Genomic DNA, 1,715 nt, shown 5'->3' with positions numbered 1-1,715 from the left:
CGGGCGTGGCAGGCGGTGAGGTCGTGGCTGACCGGCACCGTTTCCAGGTGCTCCAGGACGGTGGGGCCGCCGTACCAGTCCATGTGCGCGGACGGTTCCACCACGTTGTCCCCGGCCAGGGCGGAGATGGGGATCGCGGTGATCTCCGGTACGCCGAGGGATGCGGCGTACGCGGTGAACTCCTCGGCTATGGCGGCGAACACGGGCTCCGCGTAGTCGACCAGGTCCATCTTGTTGACGGCCAGCACCACGTGCGGGACGCGCAGCAGCGCGGCGACGGCGGCGTGGCGGCGGGTCTGCTCGACGACCCCGTTGCGGGCGTCGACCAGGACCACGGCCAGCTCGGCGGTGGAGGCGCCTGTCACCATGTTGCGGGTGTACTGCACATGGCCCGGGGTGTCGGCGAGGATGAACCGGCGCCGGGTGGTGGCGAAGTAGCGGTAGGCGACATCGATGGTGATGCCCTGCTCGCGCTCGGCCCGCAGCCCGTCGGTCAGCAGCGCCAGGTCCGGTGCCTCCTGGCCACGGCTCAGCGACACCTGCTCGACGGCCTCCAGCTGGTCGGTGAGGACCGACTTGGAGTCGTGCAGCAGACGTCCCACGAGGGTGGACTTGCCGTCGTCGACCGACCCGGCGGTGGCGAAGCGCAGTGTGTCGATGCTCATCAGAAGTACCCCTCGCGCTTGCGGTCTTCCATCGCGGCCTCGGACATCTTGTCGTCGGCGCGGGTCGCGCCCCGTTCGGTGAGCCGGGAGGCGGCGATCTCGGTGATCACGGCGTCCAGCGTGGTGGCGTCGGAGTCGACGGCACCGGTGCAGGACATGTCACCGACCGTGCGGTAGCGCACCAGGCGCCGCTCGGTGGGCTCGTGCTCCTTGGGACCGCCCCAGCCGCCGGCCGTGAGCCACATGCCGTTGCGGCTGAAGACCTCGCGCTCGTGGGCGAAGTAGATCTCCGGGAGCTCGATCCCCTCGCGCTCGATGTACTGCCAGACGTCCAGCTCGGTCCAGTTGGAGATCGGGAAGACCCGGACGTGCTCGCCGGGGGCGTGCCGTCCGTTGTAGAGCTGCCACAGCTCGGGGCGCTGGCGGCGCGGGTCCCACTGCGAGAACTCGTCGCGCAGCGAGAAGACCCGCTCCTTGGCGCGCGCCTTCTCCTCGTCGCGCCGCCCGCCGCCGAAGACCGCGTCGAAGCGGTGCTGCTGGATCGCCTCGGTGAGCGGGACGGTCTGGAGCGGGTTGCGGGTGCCGTCGGGGCGCTCGCGGAGCTTGCCGGCGTCGATGTACTCCTGCACGGAGGCCACGTGGAGCCGCAGCCCGTGCTCGGCGACCGTACGGTCGCGGTACTCCAGGACCTCGGGGAAGTTGTGCCCGGTGTCCACGTGCAGCAGCGTGAACGGCACCGGCGCGGGCGCGAACGCCTTGAGCGCCAGGTGCAGCATCACGATGGAGTCCTTGCCGCCGGAGAACAGGATCACCGGCCGCTCGAACTCACCCGCCACCTCACGGAAGATGTGCACCGCCTCCGACTCCAGGGAGTCCAGGTGGCTGAGCGCGTACGGATTGACGGTGCCCTCCGGCACGGTGGTGACGGTGCTCACGCCAGGCCCCTCTCGGTGAGCAGCGCGTGGAGCGCCGCTGCGGACTCCTGCACGGTCTGCTGGTGCGACTCGATGCGCAGGTCGGGCGATTCGGGCGCCTCGTAGGGGTCGTCGA

At 70.5% G+C, this 1,715-nt stretch carries 2 protein-coding genes and 1 pseudogene; all 3 read right to left on the bottom strand.

The window, feature by feature from the left end; all coding sequences use genetic code 11:
* Positions 1-665, bottom strand: a 665-nt coding sequence (locus tag AB0917_RS34115) for a GTP-binding protein (protein ID WP_366823578.1), incomplete at its 3' end; no start/stop codon positions are given.
* Positions 665-1,600 carry a sulfate adenylyltransferase subunit CysD gene (gene cysD, locus AB0917_RS34110; RefSeq protein ID WP_366823577.1) on the bottom strand — a complete coding sequence of 312 codons (936 nt, stop codon included), beginning with the start codon at positions 1,598-1,600 and terminating at the stop codon, positions 665-667. The genes cysD and AB0917_RS34115, both read right to left, overlap by 1 nt.
* Positions 1,597-1,715 (bottom strand): annotated as a pseudogene (locus tag AB0917_RS34105) (adenylyl-sulfate kinase); the annotation flags it as partial. The gene cysD and the pseudogene AB0917_RS34105, both read right to left, overlap by 4 nt.

Origin of the sequence: Streptomyces sp. NPDC007346, assembly GCF_040703535.1 — a bacterium.
Taxonomy (GTDB): domain Bacteria; phylum Actinomycetota; class Actinomycetes; order Streptomycetales; family Streptomycetaceae; genus Streptomyces.
Note: the sequence above shows the minus strand (reverse complement) of the source record. Positions and strands in the feature narration are given on the sequence as shown.